Origin of the sequence: Mycobacterium sp. MS1601, from assembly GCF_001984215.1 — a bacterium.
Lineage (GTDB): Bacteria > Actinomycetota > Actinomycetes > Mycobacteriales > Mycobacteriaceae > Mycobacterium.
The window spans coordinates 3,142,802-3,163,692 of record NZ_CP019420.1 but is presented as its reverse complement, the minus strand read 5'-3'; the positions used below and the strand labels follow the sequence as shown (position 1 = coordinate 3,163,692).

Here is a 20,891-nt window from a genome sequence, read left to right as displayed (position 1 = left end):
CACACTCGCGAGGGGTTAATCTCATCCGTCACTTCCGTTTTCGATGGCTGAGTTTTGTCGGACCCCTTGTTTATCGTGAAGGCATGTTCGCAGGAATTCCGGATTCGACAGCGCGGTCGCAGATGACCGACGCCGAACTCGACGATGCGATCACCACCTACACCGCCCTGGCCGCCACCGTCGCCGCCCACCGGCTGCTGTTCATCGCCGAAAAGACCAGCCGCACCTACAGCGACGACTCCGACAGTGTCGACGACACCGAAGCGGCCTGGAAATCCGCCGCCGCCGAGGTGTCGTTGGCCAGTGGGGGCAGCCACGGCCGCGCGGCGGGGGACATGGAAATCGGGTTGGCGCTGTCCAACAAGCTGCCGAAGATCGCTGACCTGCTCTTGAGCGGGCAGATTTCGGAGTACATCGCCCGGCGCATCGTGCACCGCACCTTCAACATCGTCGACCCCGCGGTGCTGGCCACCGTGGAGGCACACATCGCGGAGGCCGCGACCACCTGGGGTGCCCTGTCGGTGAAGAAGCTCGACGACGCCATCGATGTGTGGGTCAACCGCTACGACCCGGCCGCGGTGCGCCAGGTGCGGGTGCGGGTCCGCGACCGCGGTGTGGACATCCTGGAAACCAAAGACGGGGTGACCGAGGTCTTGGCGCGCCTGACCGGTGCCGATGCCGCGCTGTTCTGGCAGCGGATTACCGGGATGGCCAAGGGGGTCTGCAAAGACGATCCCCGGACGTTGGACCAGCGTCGCGCCGATGCCCATGGCGCGTTGGGGGCGGGGTTCTTTCATTTGGCCTGCCAGTGCGGGTCGCCGGAGTGCTCGGCCGCCACTGATGATGGCCGCGCCTCGCATGTGGTGGTGCACATCTACTCCGAACCCGAGACTCTGGACGCTGCCCCTGATTCGTTGATGGACGGCGACGCCCCGCTACCGGCGGATCCGCATCAGCGACCGATGAACGCCACCCTGGTCTACCCTGACGGCACCCGCGTGCACCCCGACGGCACCCGCGAACCGCAGGCCATCATCGACAGCTCACCTGCCGAATGCCGGCCAACACCGGACAGTGAAGTCTCTGGCGTGGAACAGGATTGGCCTGCCGGGCCCGAGAGCGCGGCAGGGCCCGAGGGCAAGAGCGAAACAGCGGAGGCGCCACCGCCCAACCCACCGCCGGGCATCCTCGTCGGCTTCGGCGCCATGCCGGCGCCGCTGATCGCCGCACTCATCGCCAAGGGCGCGAAAGTCCGCCACCTCAAACCACCCGGGACCGGCCCCGAAAGCCGCTACCGCCCATCAACCGCCCTCGATGAGTGGACCCGAGCCCGCGATCTGACATGCCGGTTCCCGCACTGCGACCGGCCCGCGCAGTTCTGCGAGTTCGACCACACGACCCCCTGGCCTCAGGGCAAGACCCATGCTTCCGGCGGCAAGATGTACTGCAAACTCCATCATTTCGGCAAAACGTTCTGGGCCGGATGGACCGACAGCCAAGCTGCCGATGGCACCATCACCATCACCACGCCCACCGGACAGACCTACACCAGCAAGCCCGCCAGCACCCTCTACTTCCCAAAGATCTGCACCACGTCAGCCCCGATCGACACCCCACCACCGACACCTACCCCGCCGGACAAAGTCGACCACATCCAGGGATACCGGAAACGCAACCGCGCCAAACAGCGCACCTATCGCATCAACGCCGAGCGCGCCCGTAACACACTGGACAACGGCCCGCCGCCGTTTTAGAGCAACCGGATCGGCGCGCCCTGCAACCAGGCGTGGATGTCCTCCACTGCCTGCGAGTAGGCCGTGCTGTAGGCGGCATCGGTGACGAACCCGATGTGTGGCGTCGCAACAACATTGGGCAGTGTCCGCAGCGGATGATCGACAGGCAGCGGCTCGACATTGAACACGTCCAGCGCGGCGGCACCCAGAGTCCCCGAGGACAGCGCCGCCACCAGTGCAGCCTCGTCCACCAGCGGGCCGCGCGATGTGTTCACCAACAACCCACGCGGACCCAGCGCCTCCAACTCGGAAGAACCCACCACCCCACGTGAGCGTTCGCTGAGCACCAGATGCAGTGTCACGATGTCGGATTCGGCAAACAGCCGCTCCTTGGCGACCGGCTCGACTCCCAGCTCACGGGCGCGGGCGGGATCGAGGTTGGTGCTCCACGCCAGTACCCTCATCCCGAACGCCTGCGCATACCGCGCCATCTGACTGCCGATGTGCCCGAGGCCGACGATGCCCAACGTCCGTCCGTGCAGTTCGGTCCCGACCGACGTCTGCCAGCCGCCGGCACGTACGTCCGCCACCTCGGCGGGGATGTGGCGGGCCGCCGCCATCAGCAGTGCCCAGGTGTGCTCGCCGGCGGCATGGCGGGACATGCCGGTGCCGCTGACCACCACCCCACGTTCGGCGGCGGCGGCCAGATCGATGGCCGCATTGCGCGTTCCCGTCGTGACGATCAATTTCAGCTGCGGCAGCGCCTCGATCACGCCACGGCCCAGGGAAGTACGTTCCCGCATGGCCACCAGCACCTGGGCATCGGCCAGCCCGGCCACCGCCTCCGCATCGGAGGCAAAAGCATGCCGATAGACCCGGATCTCGAAAAACGCACGCAGAGAATCGAAGTCACCGAACGACAGTGCGACACCCTGGTAGTCGTTCAGGATCGCGATGACGGGTTTCATCGTGCCTCCGCGGGTTCAGGGGTATCGGTGACCGAGCTGTCCAGAGCCGGTGGTTTAGAGCGGTACTCCCAGCGCCGCAGCGCCTGTCGGCAGGGCTGTTCCACCAGCGCGTAGGACACAGCAGCAAGCGCGAACCCGAGTATCAGCGTCAGCACCAGCACGGTCGGCATGTGACCGTTGAACGCGAACTCGCCGATGATCGGGAACACCATGGCCAACGCCGCGAGGTGCCAGACGAACAGCCCGTAGGACCAGCGACCGAGCGTCACCATGACCCGGCTGCCGAGGATTCGGTGCGGCGTCCCAGGCTCGTCCAGTACCAGGGGCGCCAGCAGTGCGGCCGCCAGCACGGCGCCCATGGCGGTCTTGACGGCGAATTGGGACGCGGTGCCGGGCACCAAACCCTCGGGACCCGCCACCGGTGACGCCGCCACCAGGAACGCAACCACCGCAACCAGGGCCATCAGCACCCGTCGTCGCGCCAGTCGATGAAAGAAACCCACCCGGCTGACGGTCAGCTCGGCGACCAACATGCCCGCCGCGAACCAGGAGGCGAACGCAGGCGGCCAGTTCAACGGGTTGAGACCCTCGGGAGCCAGGTCAAGAGCCGACACCGCCCACGCCCAACCCCAGCTGGCGACCGCGACGAAGGCGATCACCGGGATGCGTGCCCGCACCGGCAGCCACCGCGCGCAGAGCGCCAACAGCGGCAGCGCCAGATAGAAGCTGACCTCGACCGACAGGCTCCACATCTGCGTCAGCCCGGCAGTCAGCGTCAACGGCACATAGATCTGGGTCAGCGTCAGGTTGGCCCACCACACCGTCCAGCTGGCACCGGTGGCGTCGGGCATGAGCAACAGGATCACGACGACGGCAACCAGGTATCCCGGCATGATCCGCACCAGCCGAGACCGCAGATAGCGGCCTGTCGGCGGTGTATGCCGCAGCCCGCGCACCGCGGCGGCATGACCACGCCACAACAGGAAACCCGACAGCGCGAAGAACACGGCCACGGCGAGGTCGAACCGGCCGAGCAGGCGGCCGTCCACCCCGGCGGAATGACCGGTCTGGAAGGCTACGTGGGTGACGACGACACCGATCGCCGCACACGCACGCATACCCTCGACGGCGGGCAGGAAGCTGCGAGTGCCGCCTACTTGATCGTCAGACATCGGGTCCAGTGTGCCAATGGGTACAGAACTCGGGTAAGTCAGCGCCTTAGAGTCTGCTGTTAGGGTCAACGAGGTTTGCCCCGCCAGCGGTGATACGGAAGGAAGGCACGCACAACGTGAACCGAGCAGTCATGTTGCGTATCGCGGCGTGCGGCATTTTGGGTCTGGGCGCAGCCCTGCTGATAGCCGCGCTGCTGCTGTCCACCTACACCGCGGGCAAGATCGAGCGGATCCCGCTGACCATCGACGCCTCACTGGTCAGTGAAGGCACCGGCACCGCTTTGGATCCGGCATCGCTGCTCGGGGAGCGCTTCGTCTCCAACGAGGACGTCCCGCTGGTCTCCCAGCAGCAGGTCTCCGTCGAATCGCCGTCCAACGCCGACGTGGTGACACTGCAGGTCGGCACCACGGTGCGGCGAACCGATCAGCAGCAGGACAACGGTCTACTGCTGGCCATGGTCGACACGGTGACCATGAACCGCGAGACCGCGATGGCCATCTCCGACGACACCCACCCGGGTGGTTCCGTGCAGAAGCCGCGCACCATCGAGGACACCAAGCCGCCGACCAACATCGCGCTGCCGCACGACGGATTGTCCTACCGCTTCCCGTTCAACACCGAGAAGAAGACCTACCCCCTCTTCGATCCGATCGCCCAGCGCGCATTCGACACCAACTACGAAGGTGAAGAGGACGTCAACGGGCTGACCACCTACCGCTTCACCCAGAACATCGGCTACGACGCCGACGGCCAGCTGGTCGAGCCCATCAAGTACACGTCGCTCTACGACAACAACGAGGACAGCGAAACCACCGCCCGCGCTCAGCAGTGGGGGCTGGAAGGTGATCCCGAAGAGCCGATCACCATGACGCGGTATTACGCGGCTCAGAAGACCTTCTGGGTGGATCCGGTGTCGGGCGTGATCGTCAAGTCCGAAGATCATGCCAATCACTACTATTCGCGTGACGAGCTACGGCCCGAGGTCACCCTCGCCGACTACACGGTGACGTCCACCGAGGAGACCGTCGAATCACAGGTGGCCGCCGCCCGCGATGAACGTGACCGGATCGGTCTGTGGTCGAGCGTGCTCCCCATCACCTTCACCGCCGCCGGGCTCATCGCTCTGGTGGGCGGGGCGCTGCTGGGATCGTTCAGCCTGCGCGCCGAGGCCGCCCTGATCGACCCGGGCGACGGCGAAAGCGGTGGTTTCTTCGCCGGCCTCGGTGGCAGGCGTGCCGACGACACCGGCCCCATGCCCGCCGCCGAAGCCGAGACCGAGAAGCTGCCGGCACAGCGACCGGACCTGCACCCCGATCCGGGTCCGCCCGACCGTCGGTAACCGGGTGGTGCCGGGGTACGCCCTGGCACTGAGCCTGCTGATCACCGCGCCACTATTGGGGCCCGGCTATCTACTGTTGCGCGATGCGGTGTCCACACCGCGGTCCTATCTGTCCGACGCCGCGCTGGGACTCAGCGAAGCCGCTCCACGGGCGCTGCCGCAGGACTTCGCCATGGCATGGGCGTCGACGCTGATCGACGGCGGGCTGGTGACCAAGATCCTGCTGATCGCCGGGTTGTGGGCCGCAGGTTGGGGCGCTGCTCGGCTGGCCGCGCACGTGCTGGGCGCGGGTCTTCCCGGGCAGTTCGTCGCTGCCACCGTCGCCGTCTGGAATCCCTACGTCGCCGAGCGTCTGTTGCAGGGCCACTGGAGTCTGCTGGTGGGCTACGGCGCACTGCCGTGGGTGGCGGTGACCGTGCTGCGGCTGCGGGCCGGTCAACCCGGGTATCTGAAGTTGGCGTTCTGGCTGGCGCTGGCCGGGCTGACGCCGACAGGTCTGCTGTTGGCGGCGGTGGTTGCGGCGGTTTGCGTGACGGTGCCGGGCTCGGCCGGGCGGCTGCGGTTGGGCGCGGTGGTGACAGGGCTGTCGACGCTTGCGGCGCTGCCGTGGCTGGTGGCGGCGGCAGTCGCCTCGTCGCTGTCGACATATCGGGCGGCCGGCGTGCCCGGGGTGGAGGCGTTCGCCGCGCGCGCTGAACCGGGGCTCGGGACTCTGGGCAGCCTTGCCGGGCTGGGTGGCATCTGGAACGCCGAAGCGGTTCCGGGATCGCGGTCGACGCTGTTCGCCTTGGCGGCGACGGCTGTGCTGTTGGTGGTGCTGGGCCTTGGGCTGCCGGTGGCGGCCCGGGTGCGGGCCGCGGTGCCCCTGCTGGTCCTGGCGGCGGTGGCGGTGGTGGTGCCGGCGTTGATGGCCACCCCGCCCGGTCTGGCGCTGACGCGCGCGGTGGTGGAGACCCTGCCCGGACTCGGGGTGCTGCGGGATGCGCAGAAGTGGGTTGCGCTGGCCATGCCGGGATACACGCTGGCCGCTGCCGGGGCGGTGCAGACGCTGGTCCGGATCCGGCTGAAACCGGCCGTCGCCGCGGTGGTCTGCTGCGTGGCGGTGATCGCCGTGCTACCCGACCTGGCGTGGGGTGTCTGGGGCAAGGTGTCGCCGGTGCGCTACCCCGACGGCTGGGCCGAGGTGGCTGCGCAGATCAACGCCGACCCGCGGCCGGTGGCGGTGCTGCCCGCCGACTCCATGCGGCTGTTCGAGTGGTCCGGGCCCGCGCCGGTGCTCGATCCGCTACCCCGGTGGGTGCGGGCCGACGTGCTGACCACCGGAGATCTGTCCATCTCCGGCGACACAGTGCTGGGTGAAGGCGGGCATGCGCGGGCGGTGCAGAATCTGCTGCTCGAGGGCGCCGACCCGCACCGGCTCTCCGACGCGGGTGTGGGATGGGTGGTCTCGGAGACCGGCTCGGCCGGCGAGTTCGGTTCGGCGGCAAGCACTCTGGAGCACCTCCCGGTGACCTACCAAAATGAGCAGATGACGCTTTACCGCGTCGGCGGCGATGCTCCCGGCGCCGGGTCCGCGCAGCGCACGATGGTGCTGGCCGCACACTGCGGGTGGCTCGCACTGCTGCTGGTGGGGTTGGCCGGGTTCCGGCCCCGCGTCACACGACGCCGCTGACTCGCTGTCCGCGGTGGACCGCGTCGAGCACCGTCCGCATCGCAGCGGCGCTCTGCGGCCAGGAGAAATCGCCGCTGCGGGCCTGGGCCTTGTCGCCGAGGCCGGTGCGCAGTTCGGCGTCACCCAACAGTTCCTCGAGCCGCTGCACCAGTTCCTCACGGTCGGCCACCAGGATGCCCGTCACCCCGTCGACGATGGAATCCGCGAGGCCACCCGAGGAGGCATAACCGATGGTGGGCACGCCGTGTTGGGCGGCTTCCACCACCGCCAGCCCCCAGCCCTCTTTGCGGGACGGCAGCACATGCACCCAGGCCCGTTGCACCACATCGTGTTTGGTGGCGTCGTCGACGTGGCCGTGGAAGGTCACGGCGTCGGTGATGCCCAGCAGTTCGGCGTAGTCCACCAGCGGTTGGTGCCACCACCCGCCGCCGACCACATCCAGGTGCAGATCCGGGATGCGCGCGCGTAGCGCCGCCACCGCGTCGAGCGCATCCTCGATCTGCTTGTGGGGCACCAGCCGCGACAACACCGCCACCCTGGGTGTCGCAGAGCGCTGCGCCGTGATCGGCGGCACCTCGTCGAGACCGTTGCGCACCACCGCTATCCGCTCCTGCGCCACTCCGAGTGCGGTGAGGTCGCGCGCCGAGGGCAGCGAGACCGTGACGTACTGGTGGCGGCGATGCATCCACGGCGACAGCCGCGACTCGATGAACCAGCCGATCCGGCCGAGCACCGGCCCCGCCACCGGCCACTGCTCGCGGTGGCAGTGGTGCACCAGCAGGACGACCTTGCGTCCGTAGGCCAGCCGGGCCAGGAACGGGATGCCGTTCTGGGTGTCGATCACCACATCGGGGCGCGCCGTTCGTAGCGGCCCCAGCCCGAGGCGGGCCAACACCATGGCCAGGCCCGCCCAGATGTAGAGCGTGTAGGGGCTACCGCCGCGGCTGATCCGGACCCCGTCGACGGTCTCTCGGCGCGGAGCACCGGCGTAGCGGGCGGTGCGCAAGGTGACGCGCACCCCGGTGGCAGCCAGCTGCGCGCCGATGCGCTGCAGATAGGCCTCGCTGCCGCCGCCCTGCGGGTGGCCGCTGTCACGCCAGCACAGCAGCAGCACGGAGCGGACTCCGCGCTGCTGGTCGCCGGTGAGTGTCATCGCCAGCCAGCGTAATGGGCTGGTTCGGTAACCTCGCCTCCGATGACGGCCACGGACCTGTTCGCGACGAGGGCGACGCTGGCACGGTCAGTGCGGCTGCTGTCACAGTTCCGGTTCGAGCAGACCGATCCCGCCCGGTTCTACGGAGCGCTGGCGCAGGACACCGCCCTGATGGTCGACGACCTGTGGCGCGGCGTCACCGGGACCACCCTGGCCGGACGCACGGTCGTCGACGTGGGCGGCGGGCCCGGGTATTTCGCCGACGCATTCGCCTCCCACGGCGTCACCTACATCGGCGTCGAGCCCGACCCGCGCGAGATGCACGCCGCGCCCGGCCGTCTCGGCGGCTCCGGGCTGTTCATCCGGGCGTCGGGGATGGCGCTGCCGTTCGCCGACGACAGCGTGGACGTCTGCCTGTCGTCCAACGTCGCAGAGCACGTCGCGGCGCCGTGGCAGCTGGGTGCGGAGATGCTGCGGGTGGTACGGCCCGGCGGTGTGGCGATCCTGTCCTACACGGTCTGGCTGGGCCCCTTCGGCGGCCACGAGATGGGCCTGACGCACTACCTGGGTGGGGCACGGGCCGCGGCCCGCTACACCCGCAAACACGGCCACCCACCGAAGAACAACTACGGATCGTCGCTTTTTGCGGTGTCGGCGGCCGACGGGCTGGAGTGGGCCGCCAGCACCGGCACTCTGGTGGCGGCATTTCCCCGCTACCACCCACGATGGGCTTGGTGGTTGACGTCGATCCCCGGCGTCCGGGAGTTTCTGGTGAGCAATCTGGTGCTGGTGCTGCACAAGCCCTGAGATCCGGAACTGGAACAGGTTCTCGTTTGTCCGGATTCTCGGTACTGTGATGTTCATGACACAGAGCGTTGATGCCGCGTACAAGACCGAGTACGACAAGCTGTTCATCGGCGGCCAGTGGACCGAACCTGCCACCGGCGAGGTGATCGAGGTCTTCTCCCCCGCCACCGGCGAGAAGGTGGGTCAGGTGCCGTTGGCCACCGAGGCCGACGTCAATGCCGCCTGCGCCGCCGCGCGCACAGCCTTCGACGAGGGGCCGTGGCCCACCATGGCACCGGCCGAACGCGCCGCGGTGATCGAGCGCGCCACCAAGCTGATCGAGGAGCGGGCCGATCTGTTCAAGCACCTGCTCACGCTGGAAACCGGGCAGCCCGCGACGATCGTCGACATGATGCAGTACGGCGCCGGGATGTCCACGCTGCAGTACTACGCGGGGGCGGCCGACAAGTTCACCTGGCAGGACATCCGCGACGGCATCTACGGCCAGACGCTGGTGCTCAAGGAGCCGGTGGGTGTGGTGGGCGCGGTGATCGCGTGGAATGTGCCGTTTTTCCTGGCGTGCAACAAACTGGGCCCGGCGCTGCTGGCCGGCTGCACCATCGTGCTCAAGCCCGCGGCCGAGACCCCGCTGTCGGTCAATGCGATGGCCGAGGCGTTCGCCGAGGCCGGCCTGCCCGAGGGGGTGTTGTCGATCGTGCCCGGCGGCGTGGACACCGGCCGTGCGCTGGTGACCAACCCCGAGTTGGACAAGCTGACGTTCACCGGCAGCTCGGCCGTCGGCAAGGAGATCGGCAAGGTGGCCGCCGAGAAGCTCAAGCCCTGCACACTCGAGCTGGGTGGCAAGTCGGCGGCGATCATCCTCGAGGATGCCGACCTGGATTCCACCCTGCCGATGCTGGTGTTCTCCGGGCTGATGAACTCCGGGCAGGCATGTGTGGGGCAGACCCGCATCCTGGCGCCGCGGTCTCGCTACGACGAGGTGGTGGAGAAGCTGGCCGCAGGCGTCTCCGGGATGCTGGCTGGTCTGCCCGACAACCCCGCCGCGATGATCGGCCCGCTGATCTCGGAGAAGCAGCGCGACCGGGTGGAGGGTTACATCAAGAAGGGCATCGAGGAAGGTGCCCGCGTGGTGGTGGGCGGCGGCCGGCCGGAAGGACTGGACTCGGGTTGGTACGTGCAGCCCACGGTGTTCGCCGATGTCGACAACTCCATGACCATCGCGCAGGAGGAGATTTTCGGACCGGTGCTGGCGGTCATCCCCTACGACACCGAAGACGACGCGATCCGCATCGCCAACGATTCCGCCTACGGCCTGGCCGGCAGCGTGTACACCACCGATTTCGCGCGAGCGATCAAGGTGGCCAAGAAGATTCGCACCGGTACCTATGCGGTGAACATGTACGCATTTGATCCAGGTGCCCCGTTCGGCGGGTACAAGAACTCGGGTATCGGCCGCGAGAACGGACCGGAGGGCATCGCCTCGTACACGGAGTCGAAGAGTGTACTGCTCCCCTTCGGCTACACACCCGAGTGAGTGACAGTCTCTGCAGCCGTTTGAGGCAGAACTCAGACGACGATCTTGTCGACTTCTGTTGTCTGACTTCTGTCTCGACGGGCTGAGTGCATGCTCAGGGGCGCTCCCATCGAGCAACCACAAAATCACCGTTGACGGCGGACTCGGCCAGTCGCCACTCCGAGCGCAGCGGCAGCACCCGGGATCCGGCACCCAGCGTGCACGGCGCATAGCTGACGATCATCTGGTCGACCAGACCGTCGGCGACGAACTGTGCCGCCATGTCCCCGCCGCCCATCACCCAGACGTTCTTGCCCGCGGCCGCCTCGACCAGCATCGGATGCAGCTCGGCGGCGCTTCCCGCATACACCCGCACCGGGTGGCCGGCGGCGATGATCTCCGGGCGGTGTGTCATCACCCAGCTGGGCTGGTGGTACATCCAGTCACCGGGCTGGTTGTCCAGCAGCCATAGATAGGTGGCCGACCCCATGACCAGGGCTCCCACGCCCGCCATGAACTCATCCATCCCGAACGGGCCCTCCTGGTCGATGGCCCGGGACATCAGCCAGTCGAGGCTGCCGTCGGGGTCGACGATGAAGCCGTCGAGGCTCGAGGCGGTGTAGTAGATCGTGCTCATCTAGCTTCCTCTCATCCATTCCAGGGGGTCACCGCGATGGGTCTCGACGCCGAGGCGCGCCAGCATGGCGCGCGCCAGGTGCCTGCGGTGCGCCGAGTAGGTCAAGACATGGGCGACGATGCCGTAGAGCTGGAACGACTCCGGCGGATCACAGAGCGCGTCGATCACGGTGTCGCCCATCCGGCCGTCGGCGCCCAGTCGGGTGATGGTCGCGATCCAATGCGCAGCGATGTCGTCGTGGTGGGTGGCCAGCTCGTGCGGTCCCGTTCTGGCGGGGTCGGTGGCGTCGCGGGACGGGAAGTCGCGGCCCTCGATACTGGCCAGCCAGACCTCCTTGGCCCACACCACAGCGCACAACACCGCGCCGACGCTGGGTTCCGGCCCGTCCCAGTCCAGCACCGTCTGCCCCGGTGAAACCTCCTGTAGCCATTGCTGTTCGGTCAGCTCAGCGGCTCGGCCGAGCAGATAACCGGTGTCGGCGATGTCGTGAGACATCATCAGAGCGCTGACATCGGTGGTTGCGGGGGCCTCGGCGTCCAGCCACAACGACTGCGGCGGATGGAAGTGCAGACCGTTGGGGGCGGGCAGCCGGAACTGGGCGCCCACCTGTGACGGCGGGGTACCGAAACTGCGGCGGAACGCGCGGGAGAACACCTCCGCCGACGACCACCCCTCATCGGCGGCGACGGCAGCCACTGCTTCGCCGCGCTGGAGCCGCCATGCCGCGCGTTCGAGCATGATGCGGCGGCGCAGCGCGGCCGGAGGTTCACCGGTGAGCCTGCGGACTTCGCGGGAGAAGTGGAACTCCGAGACGAATGTGCTGCGTGCCATGCCTTCGACGCTGGAGTTCTCGCCTTCGACGATGGCGTCGAGCAGTTCCCGTAATCGGTCCCGGCCCTGCGGTGAAGGTTCAGCGGTCACGACCACCGAGTATGGTCACCGGCCGCCCGCTTGAACATGACGTTTCCTGCTGGGGTGATTCAGCCGGGCAAGTCCCATGCCGCATCACCGCGCCGCAGTTCGACGCAGTCGCCGCCAGGCGGTGAGGGTGCCACCGCCTGAATTTCCTGCGACCGTTCTTCGCCGGTGCCACCTCGCGCTATGTTGGCACTCCGATGCGGGTGGGCCACCGGACCGCGGTCGGTGACGCCGAAGCCATGGGCGACGACGGGAAGGTGGCCCTGACCGGCCGCGTCGCCGCCGATCCGCGAGGGCTTTGATGACCGAACTGAACGAACTGCGCACCCGGGTGCGCGAATTCGTCGCCGCCGACCGCACCGAATACGGTTGGCGGCCCGAGGTGGACGCCTGGCTGTGCGGCGCGGACCCGGCGTTCAGCGCCCGGCTGGGTGCCGCCGGCTTCCTCGGTCTGACCATCCCTGAGCAGTACGGGGGGCACGGTCTCGGGCATCTGCACCGCTATGTCGTGACCGAAGAGCTGTTGATCTCGGGCGCCCCGGTGGCGGCGCACTGGTTCGCCGACCGACAGGTGGCGCCGGGCTTGCTGACCTACGGCACCGAGGAGCAGCGTCAGCGCATCCTCCCCCGCATCGCCAGAGGTGAGTTCTATTCGGGCATCGGCATGAGCGAACCGCAGGCCGGCTCGGATCTGGCCGCCGCCTCCACGCGGGCCACCCGCACCGACGGCGGCTGGATACTCAACGGTCGCAAGGTGTGGACCAGCAGTGCGCACCTGGCACACCAGATCGTGGTGCTGGCCCGCACCAGCCCCGCCGATCCCGAACACCGCCACGCCGGGTTCAGCCAGTTCCTGGTGCCGACGGGCATCGAGGGCCTGACTGTCGACCCGATCATCACCATGGACGACGAGCACCATTTCAACGAGCTCGTCTTCGAGGACGCGTTTGTGGACGACGACGCCGTACTGGGCGAGGTGGGCAACGGCTGGCACCAGGTGACCTCGGAACTGTCCTTCGAACGCAGCGGCCCCGAACGGATTCTGAGCACCGCCCCACTACTGCTGCCGCTGTTGCGGGCGCTGTCCGGCCGGGCAGACATCGACGACGGCAACGCCGCCGCCATCGGGCACCTGGTGGCCAGGCTGGTGTCGTTGCGGCAGCTGTCGGTGTCGGTGGCCCGCGCCCTGGCCGCCGGCGAAGCCGCAGCCAACCAGGCCGCCCTGGTCAAGGACCTGGGCACCCGCTTCGAACAGGAGTCGGTGGATCTGGCTGCCGAGTTGTTCGAGTTCGTCCACCACAGCGATCCGAACTACCCGGAGCTGGCTGTGCTGCTTCGAGCTTCGCGGCTGCACGCCCCGATGTTCACGTTGCGGGGCGGAACCAATGAGGTGCTGCGCGGAGTGGTCGCGCGGGGGATGGGATTGCGATGAGTGTGCTGGCAGGCGGCGTGTTCGCCGCATCGTCCGACGACGAACTGGCTGAGCTTCGCGGGCTGGTCGACGACATCGGCAGGCAGGCCGCCGGACACCGCTTGCCCGAGAACTTCGATACCGGCGTCTGGGCTCATCTCGAGGAGACGGGCCTGAGCCGGATCACCACCGGCGAGGGCGCCGGCCCCGTCGAATCCGCGGTGGTTTTGCGCGAGCTGGCGCGTCACGCGGTGGCCGCACCAGTGGCCGAAACCGATCTGCTGGCAGCGTGGTTGGCCTCCGCAACCGGTTTGGACGTGCCTGCCGACGGCCCGCTGACCGTGGCGATCGCCGACGCCGACGCCGAGGGCACTCGGTTGACCGGCACCGCGTACGAGGTGCCGTGGACCAGGGCAGCGGCGCGGGTGGTGCTGGTGCTGTGTGCCGGTGGACGGTGGCACGCCGCGAGCGTGGAACCGGGTGATCTGGACATCACTGACGGCCACAACCTGGCCGGTGAGCCCAGGGACACCGTCGCATTTGACGTGGCGGGCACCGAGGTGGACGCCGAGGTGGTGACCGAGCTGAAACGACGCGGGGCCTGGGCCCGGTGTGTGCAGATCATCGGCGCACTGGACGCGGCCGCCGAGATGTCGGTGGCCCACACCCGGGACCGGGTTCAGTTCGGCAAGCCGTTGAGCAGGTTCCAGTCGGTGCAGCATGCACTGGCGGGGATGGCCGGGGAGATCGAACGCGCACGGGCCTCGGTGAGCCTGGCTGTCGAGGCCGCCGCCGAGCACGGTTTTGCCGACCCGGCAACCGATTACGCGGTGACACTGGCAAAGATCGTCACTGGCCGAGTGGTACCCGTGGTGAACACCGTTGCACACCAGCTCCACGGTGCCATCGGCGTCACCGTCGAGCACCGGCTGTGGTCGGCGACCAGCCGCTCCTACTCCTGGGCGGGTGAGTTCGGCAGTACCCAGTCGTTCGCGCGCCGCCTCGGGCGGGTGGCACTCACCAGCTCAGCTGATGACGGCGCCCTCTGGGATGTGCTCACCGGCGTCGACCTGCGAGCCTGGTCGTAGGACACCCGGTCTCGATACCTTCAGATGACTTCGGTGATGCGCTTGTGGACATCACCCAGGCCACCGACGTCCAGACCGAAGGTGTTCATCAGGACACCCAGTACCTCACTGGCGTTGCGCAGTTCCGTCTTGTCGGTACGCCCGTCGCGGTGATGGACGCTCAGATGGCGGCCACCGAGGTTCCACCGCGCCTCGTCGGTGGCCATGGCCACCGACAGCCCGGTGACAAAATGCGACTCGGGATGTGTTGACACATACCAACTCCCGACCTGCAGATCGATCAGCGGGACCGGCCGGTCGGCGAAGACGTAGATGGGCCGCCACTGGTCTGCGATCAGCGTCTCGAGTACGTGCTCGCCACCATGCCCACGCAACCGGTAGGGCTCGTGACGCGTCTGCTGCACCTCGTCGTGGACGAAGCGCAGCGCCGAAGTCGGGGTCTGGCCGCCGAATCCCACGTCCACGAGGTACCGGTGCTGGTCGCCGGGAATTCTTACAGCCAGCAGTTGATGGGTTTTCGCCGACGGGGGGCCGTCGAGACCGTCGGGGCTCATCCACACCACCCTGGCACTGCGGGCCGCGACTTCGAAGCCGAGTTCGGCCAGCACAGAGCCGAACAGGCCGTTCTGTTCGTAGCAGTAGCCGCCGCGGGCGTGGTGCACCATCTTGTCGAACAGAGTGTCGGCGCCGAGGTCGTACACGGGCCGGCCCATCAACGGGGTCAGGTTCTCGAAGGCGATGCTGCGCAGGTGAGCGGCGGCAAGTGCGTCGAGAGTGTCGAGAGACGGCACCAGGGTGCCGTCGTACCCGATGCGTTTCAGGTAGGCCGGAACGTCGAAGCCGTGAGACATGCCGACCATGATGGTGCCTCAACCATGGTTGAGGTCAAGGGATTCATGTGCCGGTCCCTTCCTGGTGAATCCGACGGCACAACTGCGGGTACACCGCCACCGTGACGGATGAGTTGATGACACGGATGGGCGCCGAGAACTTCGTGGCGCTGACGACGTTCAAGCGGGACGGTTCAGCGGTGTCGGTGCCGATGTGGATCGCCCGGGATGACGACCGCCTGGTGGTGTGGACGCCGGCTGACTCGTGGAAGGTCAAGCGGGTGCGCCGGGACCCGCGGGTGGAGATGCGCCCGTGCAGCCGAACGGGCAAATTCGCGGCGGGTGCGCCGGTGCTGAAGGGCACCGCCGCGGTGATCGACGAGCCGGGATACGTATCGCGGGCCGCAGCGCTGATCAAGAACAAATACGGGCTGCAGTTCCGCGTCATCACCTTGCTCGAGGCGCTGTTGGCCGGCGGTCGCAAGCCGCGGGTGGCGTTGCAGATCAGTCCGTCCGAATGACCGGGTACGATCACAAAACTAGAACACGTTCCACTTCGCCGAGGGGTGCCAGTGAAGACCGACGTCGCCAAATGGGATCCCGCTTTCACCGAACGGGTCATCGGCCTGTTACGCCCGCTCATCAAGGGTTATCACCGCGCTGAGATCCGTGGGTTGGAGTCCTTTCCCGCTGCGGGCGGCGCGCTGGTGGTGGGCAACCACTCCGGCGGACTGTTCGCCATGGACATGCCGGTGTTCGCCACCGGGTTCTACGACCACTTCGGCTATGAGCGGCCGGTCTTCACGCTGAGCTTCGATCTGATCTTCACCGGCCCCACCGCCGATTTCTTCCGACGCATCGGGTTCATCCGGGCCAACCACGAGAACGCCGAGGAGGCGCTGCGCTCCGGCGGCGTGGTGCAGGTGTTCCCCGGCGGCGACTACGACGTCTATCGCCCCACCACGGAACGCAACAAGATCGACTTCGACGGCCGCACCGGATACGTACGGGCGGCGATCAACGCCGGGGTGCCCATCGTGCCGTCGGTGGCGATCGGCGGGCAGGAAAGCCAGATCTATCTGACCCGCGGCACCTGGCTGGCCAAGGCGCTGCGGCTCGACAAGCTGCTACGGGCCAAGATCCTGCCCGTCAGCATCGGCTTCCCCTTCGGCCTGAGCGCGGTGGTTCCCCTCAATGCACCACTGCCCACCAAGATCGTCATGCAGGTTCTCGATCCCATCGACATCACCGCCGAATTCGGGGAAGACCCCGATATCGACGAGGTGGACGCGCATGTCCGCCTCGTCATGCAGCGGGCCCTCGACGAACTCGCCTCGCAGCGCCGACTCCCGGTGATCGGCTGACCCGGTGGTTGATCTGGCAGCGAGTGTCGGGTTGGTGTCGACGATGGTGCGCGCCGGTGTCATCACGGCCATGCGCCCGGACAAGTACTTGCGGATCATGGCCGCCGCACAACGCGACGGGCTTTCCGTGACAAGCGGTTTCGCGATGTCGGCACAACGCAGTCCGGACCGTGCCGCCCTGATCGACGAACTGGGCACCTGTACGTTCCGGGAGCTCGATCAACGTGGTGACGCGCTGGCTGCGGCGCTGGCTGCGCTGCCAAGGAGAGCTCACTGTTCGACCTTCACCGTTGCGATCATGTGCCGCAACCACCGCGGGTTCGTCGAGTCGTTGATCGCGGCCAACCGGGTGGGAGCCGACGTGCTGCTGCTCAACACGTCGTTTGCCGGGCCCGCTCTGGCCGAGGTGGTGGCCCGCGAAAGCGTGGACGTGGTCATCTACGACCAGGAGTTCGCCCCCAGCGTGGACACTGCGCTGACCGGCCTCGACGACACCGTACGTGTCCTGGGGTGGACGGACACCGATCCCGGCGAGTTACCCACCGTCGCCGGGTTGATCGGCGAGTACGCCGGGCAGCATCCCGTAAAGCCCTCCGGCAAGGGCAAACTGATCTTGTTGACCTCCGGCACCACCGGTACCCCCAAGGGCGCGGCCCGCACCGGAGGTGGCGTCAACGAGTTGAAGGCCATCCTGGAACGGGTGCCGTGGCACACCGACCGCACCGTCGTGGTGGCAGCACCGATGTTCCACGCGTGGGGGTTCTCTCAGTTGGTGTTCGCCGCATCCATGGCCTGCACGGTGGTGACCCGGCGCAAGTTCGACCCCGAAGCCACCCTGGAATTGGTCGACAAGCATCGCGCCGAGGGATTGTGCGTGGTGCCAGTGATGTTCGACCGGATGATGGATCTGCCCGATGAGGTGCTGGACCGCTACAGCGGTCGCTCCCTGCGGTTTGCGACGGCGTCCGGGTCGCGGATGCGCCCGGACGTGGTGATCAAGTTCATGGACAGGTTCGGCGACGTCATCTACAACAACTACAACGCCACCGAGGCCGGCATGATCGCCACCGCCACGCCCGCGGACCTGCGTGCCGCCCCCGACACCGCGGGCCGGCCGGTGGTGGGCACGCAGATCAAGATTCTGGACGACACTCTCGCCGAGGTGCCCCCAGGTGAGGTGGGGCAGATCTTCGTCCGCAACACCAGCCAGTTCGATGGGTACACCGGCGAATCCACCGGAAAAGGACGGACCTTCCACGAGGGCTTCATGGCATCCGGAGATCTGGGGCGACTCGACGCCGATGGCCGCCTGTTCGTGGTGGGCCGCGACGACGAGATGATCGTCTCCGGGGGTGAGAACGTGTACCCGATCGAAGTGGAGAAAACCCTGATGAGCCATTCCGCGGTGGCCGAGGCCGGCGTGATCGGCGTCGACGACGAATCCTACGGCCAGCGTCTGGTCGCGTTCGTGGTGCTCTCCGGTGAGGCGTCCACCGACGAGCTGAAGCAGCATGTCCGTGACAACCTGGCGAATTACAAAGTGCCGCGGGAGATCACGGTTCTCGACGAGTTGCCGCGCAACAACACCGGCAAGGTGCTGCGGCGCGAACTGCAAGAGCGAGCAGCCCGTGGCTAGACTCACACTGCTCCGGGCGGCCGTCGAACTGGCCAATGCCGCCAACGGTGTTCGACCGCTGGCGCGCAAGGGCTACGTCACCATTCCGGTGTTCTTCCTGGGCTGGCCCACCAGCGAGATGGCGCCGCTGTACCTGACCGGTTCGGTGCTCGACGCGGTGCGCCGCGGAACCCGAGGCGACTTCCGCGGCGCCCAGGGCCGCATCGCGTTGGGTGTGACGGCAGCGGCCTGGGTACTGCTGGTGCTGATCCAGCGCCGCAACGTGAGATCCGAGCCAATTTTCGAGGCGGCCCTGCGCGACTCGCTGGGCGACGACTACCACTCGGTGGCGTCGGCGTCACAACCCGCGCGTAAGCACGCAGGAGTGTTCGCCACCGGGTGGTCCCGGCGGCGCTACGTGAAGAAGCTCGACACCGTGCGCTACGGCCCGCACGGCCGGGCCAACCTGGCCGACATCTGGCACCGCTCCGATCTGCCACTCGACGGCAAGGCGCCGGTGCTGCTCCAGGTGCCCGGTGGTGCGTGGTCCATCGGAATGCGCCGCCCGCAGGCGTATCCGCTGCTGAGCCACCTGGCCGAACGCGGTTGGATCTGCGTGTCGATGGCCTACCGGGTGAGCCCCAGGAACTCCTGGCCGGATCACATCGTCGACGTCAAACGGGCTCTGGCATGGATCAAGGAGAACATTGCCGACTACGGCGGTGACCCCGATTTTGTCGCGATCAGCGGCGGTTCGGCCGGTGGGCACCTGACCGCACTGGCTGCGCTGACACCGGGAGATCCGCAGTGGCAGCCAGGTTTCGAGGACGCCGACACCTCGGTGGTGGCCGCGGTCCCGGTGTACGGACGCTACGACTGGCACAGCACCCGCGGAGAGGGGCGTCCGCAGTTCATCAAGTTCCTGCAGAAATTCGTCACCAAGACGTCATTCCGGGACCACCACGACGTCTACGTCGACGCCTCCCCCATCAACCGGTTGCGTTCCGATGCCCCACCGTTTTTCATTCTGCACGGCACCGACGACTCGATCATCCCCGTGACCGAGGGTCGCGAGTTCGTCGACGAGCTGCGCAAGGTCTCGGGGTCCACGGTGGCCTACTGCGAGGTGCCGCATGCGCAGCACGCGTTCGACTTCTTCGGCTCACCGCGCGGCCACTACACCGCCGAGGCCATCGAGCGATTCTTGTCGTGGGTGCACGCCAAGAGCTGACCTAGGCTTGTGCCATCGCCTTGTCGACAACCGATAGGTCTGTGGAAAGTCCTGCTACGCGCCGGATCTCGACAAATTCCTCGAGCATGGCCTGGGTGATCTCGTGAGGGTCGTCGACGGTGGCGCCGTCGGTGATCACCGAGATGTTGAACTCGTCGACGTAGCTCCAGACCGTGATGTTGACGCCACTGCCGGAGGTCAGCGGACCCACGCTGTAGATCTCGGTGACCAGCGCGCCGCCCACCCGTCCGTGCTCGCGGGGGCCGGGCACATTGGAGATGTTGAGGTTGAACATCTTGCTCAGGCCGTCGTTGTCGTCGAGCCATTTGAACAGAGCCTCGGCGGCCACCGGCGGCATGTAGTTGGACCACCGGCTGATCAACTCCGGACCGATCAGGTTGCTGCTCTCCTTGGCGGTCACCGCGGCCTCGTGCGCCAGCCTCACCCTTTCCAGCGGGTCGGCGCTCTCCACCGGAATGGTCATCAGCACGCCGGTGAAGTAGTTGCCCGAGATCCGCTCCTTGGAGAAGTCGAAGCTCATGGGCACCGAGGCCAGCAGGGGGTGGTCGGCCACTCCGTCGTATTGCAGCAACAGTTTTCGCAGTGCACCGGCCGAGATGGCCAGCACCAGATCGTTGATCGAGACACCGAGGTGCTTGCTGGCCTGCTTGACGTCGGCCAACGCCAAGGACGCAGTGGCGAACCTGCGCTCGGCCGTCAACGGGTGATTGATGAAGCTGGGCGGCGGAGTGAAGGGCCGGGTGAGCTCCGGAGACAGCTTGCGGGTGCTCTTGCGCACCCGGTTGACTCCCTGGGCCGTGTAACGCACTGTCGCGGGGACCCTGGCCAGCTGGCGGAGATGATCACGAAATGCGCTGCGCGCCAGTTCTCCTCGCGATGGCGGTGGGTCCGCGATGTAGGTGGTGCCATCCGCTTCGGGAGCGGGTTGCAGGTCCATGCCCTGGGCCATCAGATTGGCCGAGGCCACTCCGTCGGCCAACGCGTGGTGGATCTTGCCGACCACGGCTATGCGACCGTCGGCCAGACCGTCGATGAAGTACATCTCCCACAGCGGGTGGCCTCGGTCCAGTGGGGTGCTGGCGATCTCGCCGATGGCCTCATCGAGCTCGCGTCGACCGCCGGGAGCGGGCAGCGTCAGGGGCCGGACGTGGTAGGCCAGGTCCACCTCGCAGTTCTCACGCCACATGGGGCGGTGGAACTTCCAGGGAATGTCGATCAATTGGTAGGCGAAGGGGGCGAGCTTGTGGAGGCGACTTCCGATGACATCACGGAACTCTTCGACCCCGAATCTGCGACCGCCGAGGTCACCGAGTTCGATGATCGCGATCTTGAGCGTGTGCATGTGCACGGTGGGCGTCTCCCCGTACAGCAGCATCGCGTCCCAGCCGCTCAGTCGCTTCATGTAGAGGGACGATACA

The 20,891-nt window shown here is 67.3% G+C and carries 18 protein-coding genes; 11 read left to right on the top strand and 7 right to left on the bottom strand.

Annotation, left to right across the window (positions count from 1 at the left end; genetic code table 11):
* Positions 1-83 precede the first annotated feature (83 nt).
* Entirely contained in the window at positions 84-1,754 is a 1,671-nt protein-coding gene (locus BVC93_RS15430) for a DUF222 domain-containing protein (RefSeq protein ID WP_083738224.1), read from the top strand.
* On the opposite strand, the gene BVC93_RS15425 is transcribed toward BVC93_RS15430, so the two are convergent.
* Together BVC93_RS15425 and BVC93_RS15420 are read right to left on the bottom strand one after the other, a co-directional pair.
* Positions 1,751-2,701 (bottom strand): D-2-hydroxyacid dehydrogenase family protein, encoded by a 951-nt coding sequence (locus tag BVC93_RS15425; RefSeq protein ID WP_083738223.1) that lies wholly within the window; start codon positions 2,699-2,701, stop codon positions 1,751-1,753. The genes BVC93_RS15430 and BVC93_RS15425 overlap by 4 nt on opposite strands.
* Positions 2,698-3,873, bottom strand: a complete 1,176-nt coding sequence (locus BVC93_RS15420) for an acyltransferase family protein (RefSeq protein ID WP_083738222.1) — start codon at positions 3,871-3,873, stop codon at positions 2,698-2,700. The genes BVC93_RS15425 and BVC93_RS15420 overlap by 4 nt, the downstream gene beginning before the upstream one ends.
* Before the next feature lie 116 nt (positions 3,874-3,989).
* Here BVC93_RS15420 and BVC93_RS15415 point away from each other — a divergent pair, with 116 nt between their 5' ends.
* Together BVC93_RS15415 and BVC93_RS15410 are read left to right on the top strand one after the other, a co-directional pair.
* Positions 3,990-5,213: a DUF3068 domain-containing protein gene (locus BVC93_RS15415; protein WP_083741083.1), complete on the top strand. Its 1,224-nt coding sequence runs from the start codon at positions 3,990-3,992 to the stop codon at positions 5,211-5,213.
* A gap of 4 nt (positions 5,214-5,217) precedes the next feature.
* Positions 5,218-6,885 carry a hypothetical protein gene (locus BVC93_RS15410; RefSeq protein ID WP_083738221.1) on the top strand — a complete coding sequence of 556 codons (1,668 nt, stop codon included), beginning with the start codon at positions 5,218-5,220 and terminating at the stop codon, positions 6,883-6,885.
* On the opposite strand, the gene BVC93_RS15405 is transcribed toward BVC93_RS15410, so the two are convergent.
* The gene (locus BVC93_RS15405) at positions 6,869-8,038 is read right to left on the bottom strand and encodes a glycosyltransferase family 4 protein (RefSeq protein ID WP_083738220.1); all 1,170 of its coding nucleotides are present in this window, start codon (positions 8,036-8,038) and stop codon (positions 6,869-6,871) included. The genes BVC93_RS15410 and BVC93_RS15405 overlap by 17 nt on opposite strands.
* Positions 8,039-8,080: 42 nt before the next feature.
* Between BVC93_RS15405 and BVC93_RS15400 the strand changes: the two genes are divergently transcribed.
* Together BVC93_RS15400 and BVC93_RS15395 are read left to right on the top strand one after the other, a co-directional pair.
* Positions 8,081-8,845 carry a class I SAM-dependent methyltransferase gene (locus BVC93_RS15400; RefSeq protein ID WP_083738219.1) on the top strand — a complete coding sequence of 255 codons (765 nt, stop codon included), beginning with the start codon at positions 8,081-8,083 and terminating at the stop codon, positions 8,843-8,845.
* A 55-nt stretch (positions 8,846-8,900) separates the two neighbouring features.
* Positions 8,901-10,379 carry an aldehyde dehydrogenase gene (locus BVC93_RS15395; protein WP_083741082.1) on the top strand — a complete coding sequence of 493 codons (1,479 nt, stop codon included), beginning with the start codon at positions 8,901-8,903 and terminating at the stop codon, positions 10,377-10,379.
* 94 nt (positions 10,380-10,473) lie between these two features.
* Here BVC93_RS15395 and BVC93_RS15390 read toward each other — a convergent pair whose 3' ends face one another.
* Together BVC93_RS15390 and BVC93_RS15385 are read right to left on the bottom strand one after the other, a co-directional pair.
* A complete protein-coding gene (locus BVC93_RS15390; protein ID WP_083738218.1) occupies positions 10,474-10,995 on the bottom strand; it encodes a dihydrofolate reductase family protein in 522 nt (173 codons plus the stop codon).
* On the bottom strand, positions 10,996-11,916 hold the full coding sequence (locus BVC93_RS15385) for a helix-turn-helix domain-containing protein (RefSeq protein ID WP_236950374.1): 921 nt from the start codon (positions 11,914-11,916) through the stop codon (positions 10,996-10,998). It abuts the gene before it with no gap.
* 298 nt (positions 11,917-12,214) lie between these two features.
* Between BVC93_RS15385 and BVC93_RS15375 the strand changes: the two genes are divergently transcribed.
* On the top strand, positions 12,215-13,345 hold the full coding sequence (locus BVC93_RS15375) for an acyl-CoA dehydrogenase family protein (protein WP_083738217.1): 1,131 nt from the start codon (positions 12,215-12,217) through the stop codon (positions 13,343-13,345).
* The gene (locus tag BVC93_RS15370) at positions 13,342-14,412 is read left to right on the top strand and encodes an acyl-CoA dehydrogenase family protein (protein ID WP_083738216.1); all 1,071 of its coding nucleotides are present in this window, start codon (positions 13,342-13,344) and stop codon (positions 14,410-14,412) included. Before BVC93_RS15375 ends, BVC93_RS15370 begins: the two co-directional genes overlap by 4 nt.
* A 20-nt stretch (positions 14,413-14,432) precedes the next feature.
* Here BVC93_RS15370 and BVC93_RS15365 read toward each other — a convergent pair whose 3' ends face one another.
* The gene (locus BVC93_RS15365; RefSeq protein ID WP_083741080.1) at positions 14,433-15,263 is read right to left on the bottom strand and encodes an arylamine N-acetyltransferase family protein; all 831 of its coding nucleotides are present in this window, start codon (positions 15,261-15,263) and stop codon (positions 14,433-14,435) included.
* Between the two features lie 101 nt (positions 15,264-15,364).
* On the opposite strand from BVC93_RS15365, the gene BVC93_RS15360 reads away from it, so the two are divergent.
* The 4 genes from BVC93_RS15360 to BVC93_RS15345 are packed head-to-tail and all read left to right on the top strand — an operon-like array spanning position 15,365 to position 19,452.
* Positions 15,365-15,763, top strand: a complete 399-nt coding sequence (locus tag BVC93_RS15360) for a PPOX class F420-dependent oxidoreductase (RefSeq protein WP_236950373.1) — start codon at positions 15,365-15,367, stop codon at positions 15,761-15,763.
* Positions 15,764-15,814: 51 nt separating this feature from the next.
* Positions 15,815-16,606: a lysophospholipid acyltransferase family protein gene (locus BVC93_RS15355; protein WP_442929056.1), complete on the top strand. Its 792-nt coding sequence runs from the start codon at positions 15,815-15,817 to the stop codon at positions 16,604-16,606.
* A gap of 43 nt (positions 16,607-16,649) precedes the next feature.
* Entirely contained in the window at positions 16,650-18,242 is a 1,593-nt protein-coding gene (gene fadD12 / locus BVC93_RS15350; RefSeq protein ID WP_083741078.1) for an acyl-CoA ligase FadD12, read from the top strand.
* On the top strand, positions 18,235-19,452 hold the full coding sequence (locus BVC93_RS15345; RefSeq protein WP_083738214.1) for an alpha/beta hydrolase: 1,218 nt from the start codon (positions 18,235-18,237) through the stop codon (positions 19,450-19,452). The genes fadD12 and BVC93_RS15345 overlap by 8 nt, the downstream gene beginning before the upstream one ends.
* Before the next feature lies 1 nt (position 19,453).
* Here the strand turns inward: BVC93_RS15345 and BVC93_RS15340 are convergent, their stop codons facing one another.
* Positions 19,454-20,875: a WS/DGAT/MGAT family O-acyltransferase gene (locus BVC93_RS15340; RefSeq protein ID WP_083738213.1), complete on the bottom strand. Its 1,422-nt coding sequence runs from the start codon at positions 20,873-20,875 to the stop codon at positions 19,454-19,456.
* Between the last annotated feature and the right edge of the window lie 16 nt (positions 20,876-20,891).

Excerpts from the sequence above, each read along its gene's own strand:
- BVC93_RS15430 (WP_083738224.1), top strand. The coding sequence starts at position 84 with ATGTTCGCAGGAATTCCGGATTCGACAGCGCGGTCGCAGATGACCGAC.
- BVC93_RS15425 (WP_083738223.1), bottom strand. The coding sequence starts at position 2,701 with ATGAAACCCGTCATCGCGATCCTGAACGACTACCAGGGTGTCGCACTG.
- BVC93_RS15420 (WP_083738222.1), bottom strand. The coding sequence starts at position 3,873 with ATGTCTGACGATCAAGTAGGCGGCACTCGCAGCTTCCTGCCCGCCGTC.
- BVC93_RS15405 (WP_083738220.1), bottom strand. The coding sequence starts at position 8,038 with ATGACACTCACCGGCGACCAGCAGCGCGGAGTCCGCTCCGTGCTGCTG.
- BVC93_RS15400 (WP_083738219.1), top strand. The coding sequence starts at position 8,081 with ATGACGGCCACGGACCTGTTCGCGACGAGGGCGACGCTGGCACGGTCA.
- BVC93_RS15395 (WP_083741082.1), top strand. The coding sequence starts at position 8,901 with ATGACACAGAGCGTTGATGCCGCGTACAAGACCGAGTACGACAAGCTG.
- BVC93_RS15390 (WP_083738218.1), bottom strand. The coding sequence starts at position 10,995 with ATGAGCACGATCTACTACACCGCCTCGAGCCTCGACGGCTTCATCGTC.
- BVC93_RS15375 (WP_083738217.1), top strand. The coding sequence starts at position 12,215 with ATGACCGAACTGAACGAACTGCGCACCCGGGTGCGCGAATTCGTCGCC.
- BVC93_RS15370 (WP_083738216.1), top strand. The coding sequence starts at position 13,342 with ATGAGTGTGCTGGCAGGCGGCGTGTTCGCCGCATCGTCCGACGACGAA.
- BVC93_RS15365 (WP_083741080.1), bottom strand. The coding sequence starts at position 15,263 with ATGTCTCACGGCTTCGACGTTCCGGCCTACCTGAAACGCATCGGGTAC.
- fadD12 (WP_083741078.1), top strand. The coding sequence starts at position 16,650 with ATGGTGCGCGCCGGTGTCATCACGGCCATGCGCCCGGACAAGTACTTG.
- BVC93_RS15340 (WP_083738213.1), bottom strand. The coding sequence starts at position 20,875 with ATGAAGCGACTGAGCGGCTGGGACGCGATGCTGCTGTACGGGGAGACG.